The following is a 2,867-nucleotide window of genomic DNA, read 5'->3' as shown; positions in this document are numbered from 1 at the left end:
ACGTCTTCGGGGAGGGCGCCCCGCTGACCGGCAGCTCCCGAAGCCACTGGTTCATCGCAACCGTCGGCCGCGGACCCTCAGCATCCTCGAAGCAGAGATCCTCATCGATGAGGACCGGCATGTCATCACGGATCAGCGGCCGGCCGGACAGCCCCCACGCTTCCCACTCAACGGAACTGAACGAGTGCAGAATCACGGGACAAACCTGACATGAGACACATGCCGGAGCAACGAATAAATGCCGTACAAAAGGCAAACAATCACCTCTGCGAGACACGCGTAAACCGCAAAGCTAACGCCCGGGTCTCGACCCGGGAGCAGAACCCGGAGGCGCAGACGGACGTCCTCGAGTCGGCCGGATGCGAGAAGATCTTCGTCGAGCACGCCTCCGGGGTGCTCACGCGCCGGCCGGTGCTGGACGAGGCCCTCGGTTATTTGCGCTCCGGCGACACTCTGGTCGTGGCGAAGCTGGACAGGCTTGGCCGGTCGGTGCGAAACCTGAAGGAGGTCGCCGACACGCTCCAGCGCCGGAACATCGGTCTGAAAGCTCTCTCCCAGGGAATCGATACCACCACCCCCGGAGGGCGGCTGTTTTTCCATATGCTCGCCGCCATCGCCGAGTTCGAGCATGACCTGATCGTGGAGCGCACCCAGGATGGCCTAGCGGCGGCAAGGGCCCGCGGGCGCAAGGGCGGGGGCCGACTCAAGATGAGCCCGACGAAGGCGGCCCAAGCCCGGGCGATGTACGACGCCCGGCAGCACACCGTGGCCCAGATCGCCGAGACATTCGGGGTCTCGCGCGGAACGATCTACCGCCACCTGACCCAGCACGTCGAGCACTCCTGAGGAGAAGGGAGCCGTGATGGCACAGCGCAGCGACCATGAGAAGGCAGAGCTGGTGCACCGGCATCTCGACGGCGTGCCGTGGGTGCGGCTCGCTGAGGCCGCCGGGGTCACGACACGGACTGTCCAGCGGTGGGCCGCACGGCTGGAAGCAGGCGGGCTAGCCAGACCGGCGCGCAGGGACAAAGGAACTAGACACACCCCGCCCGAACTCATCGAAGTGGTGGAGGCTCTCGCGCTGCAGCGGCCCGTACCGACGGCGGCGTACATTCACCGTCGGGTGGGCGACATCGCCCGGGACCGAGGCCTTGCGGCACCCAGCTACACCACGGTGAGGGCCATCATCCACGGCATCGATGCGGGCCTGCGCACTCTCGCGGCCGGTGGCGATGCCGCCTACCGTGACGGATTCGAGCTGGTCTTCCGCCGCACGGCCGCCGCCGCGAACGAGCAATGGCAGATGGACCACACCCTTCTGGACGTGATGATCCTGGACGAGAAGCAGCGGCCTGTCCGCTCGTGGCTGACGGTCGCCCTGGACGATTATTCCCGCGCAGTTGCCGGATACGCTTTGTCGGTCCAGGCGCCCACGGCGGAGCATTCGGCGCTAGCGTTCCATCAGGCGGTCAGCCGCAAGCACGACCCTGTCTGGGTCGTGTCGGGGCTCCCGGACGTGCTGTACAGCGACCACGGCTCGCCTCGAGCAGGTCTGCCTCGAACTGCACATCCGCCTGGTCCATTCCCGCGCCGGAAGGCCGCAGGGACGGGGGAAGATCGAGCGTTTCTACGGGACCTTGACCACCGAGCTCCTGCCCCACCTGCCCGGATTCATCCCCCACGGGACCGGCGGCGTGCCCCTGACCGAGCCTGCGCTGACCATCTGCCAACTGGACGAGACGCTCGGGAGATTCATCGTCCACGAATACAACGAGCGACGGCATTCTGAGACAGGTACCGCCCCACACGCGCGTTGGCGCGGTACCGGGTTCGTCCCGCGAGGCCCGGCGCACCCCGAGGACATCGACCTGCTCCTGCTCAACGCCGCGACAACAAGACGCGTTCAGCGCGACGGCATCCGATTCGCATCCACCCGCTACATCTCACCGGTACTCGCCGCCTATGTCGGCGAAGATGTCACGGTCCGCTACGACCCCCGCGATCTCGGCGAGATCCGTGTGTTCTACGAGAACGCATTCCTGTGCCGAGCCATCGCCCCGGAACGTTCATCCGAAAGCTACACACTCGCCGACCTCCAGACCGCACGCACAGCCCGCGGCCGCGCCCTGAAGAAGCAGCTGCGCGAGCGACGCCGCGTTGCCAGTTCACTGCCCGCCGACAGCCGCTACCAGATCGCTTCAGCACCCCAGGCCGGGCTTGCCCAAGACACCGGTCCCGCACCGGACGAACCAAGGAAGCACGGGCTGAAGACCTATGCCACCGAATGAGCGACTCCAACGCCATCCCCGGTCCGTCCTTTTCGAGGAAAACGACGACGGCCGCCGCTTCCTCAACGGCCACTGGGACGAATTCACCGACGCCCCACCTCCGCACCTCAACATGCAGCCGAATTTCGTCACCACTCGGGAACACCGCCGATTCACCGAATTCGCCGACACTGTCCGCACGCACCGCTATATCGGCCTTTGCTACGGCCCGCCTGGAGTCGGCAAGACGCTCTCGGCTCGTCGCTACGCCGGCACGGACGAATGGGAGCAATGGCACCCGCTGATATGTAGTTCTGGTTGTCAAGAGTGCATGGATGAGCGGCTCCTGGGTGTTGTTCCGGGAGCCGCCCATCGCGTACCGGCCGGTTGTGGTGTGGTGCTGGCGAGTCGTTTCTTCCGACTGCAGTGTCAGGCTGACATTCGCGGGTTGGTTACCGCATGACGACTTGTTCGGCTGGAGCCTTATCGGTGTCTAAGATCGAGCGTCGACGGCTTGGGCTGTCTGCTCATAGTGCGTTCCCGAGTTAGCTCCGGGTGCTGCCATCGCACTTCGGTCATGTCCCGGCCGGCCGTTCATCT

Annotated in this window: 5 protein-coding genes and 1 pseudogene; 4 read left to right on the top strand and 2 right to left on the bottom strand. The window is 65.6% G+C overall.

Annotated features, from left to right (window positions below; translation table 11 throughout):
- A partial coding sequence (locus tag E1809_RS27230) for a hypothetical protein (RefSeq protein ID WP_205754322.1) occupies positions 1-196 on the bottom strand: 196 nt, incomplete at its 3' end.
- A gap of 14 nt (positions 197-210) precedes the next feature.
- Here E1809_RS27230 and E1809_RS26255 point away from each other — a divergent pair.
- Positions 211-846 (top strand): recombinase family protein, encoded by a 636-nt coding sequence (locus E1809_RS26255; RefSeq protein ID WP_235835788.1) that lies wholly within the window; start codon positions 211-213, stop codon positions 844-846.
- A gap of 16 nt (positions 847-862) precedes the next feature.
- Positions 863-949, top strand: a pseudogene (locus E1809_RS27650) (hypothetical protein); the annotation flags it as partial.
- Positions 950-1,003: 54 nt separating this feature from the next.
- On the opposite strand, the gene E1809_RS27645 reads toward E1809_RS27650, so the two are convergent.
- On the bottom strand, positions 1,004-1,444 hold the full coding sequence (locus E1809_RS27645) for a hypothetical protein (protein WP_235835790.1): 441 nt from the start codon (positions 1,442-1,444) through the stop codon (positions 1,004-1,006).
- A gap of 193 nt (positions 1,445-1,637) precedes the next feature.
- Here E1809_RS27645 and E1809_RS27635 point away from each other — a divergent pair, with 193 nt between their 5' ends.
- Together E1809_RS27635 and E1809_RS28095 are read left to right on the top strand one after the other, a co-directional pair.
- Positions 1,638-2,288: a Mu transposase C-terminal domain-containing protein gene (locus E1809_RS27635; RefSeq protein ID WP_374102719.1), complete on the top strand. Its 651-nt coding sequence runs from the start codon at positions 1,638-1,640 to the stop codon at positions 2,286-2,288.
- A complete protein-coding gene (locus E1809_RS28095) occupies positions 2,275-2,730 on the top strand; it encodes a P-loop NTPase family protein (RefSeq protein WP_407921064.1) in 456 nt (151 codons plus the stop codon). The genes E1809_RS27635 and E1809_RS28095 overlap by 14 nt, the downstream gene beginning before the upstream one ends.
- Positions 2,731-2,867: the final 137 nt, after the last annotated feature.

Source organism: Arthrobacter terricola (genome assembly GCF_004354015.1).
Lineage (GTDB): Bacteria > Actinomycetota > Actinomycetes > Actinomycetales > Micrococcaceae > Arthrobacter > Arthrobacter terricola.
Note: the sequence above shows the minus strand (reverse complement) of the source record. Positions and strands in the feature narration are given on the sequence as shown.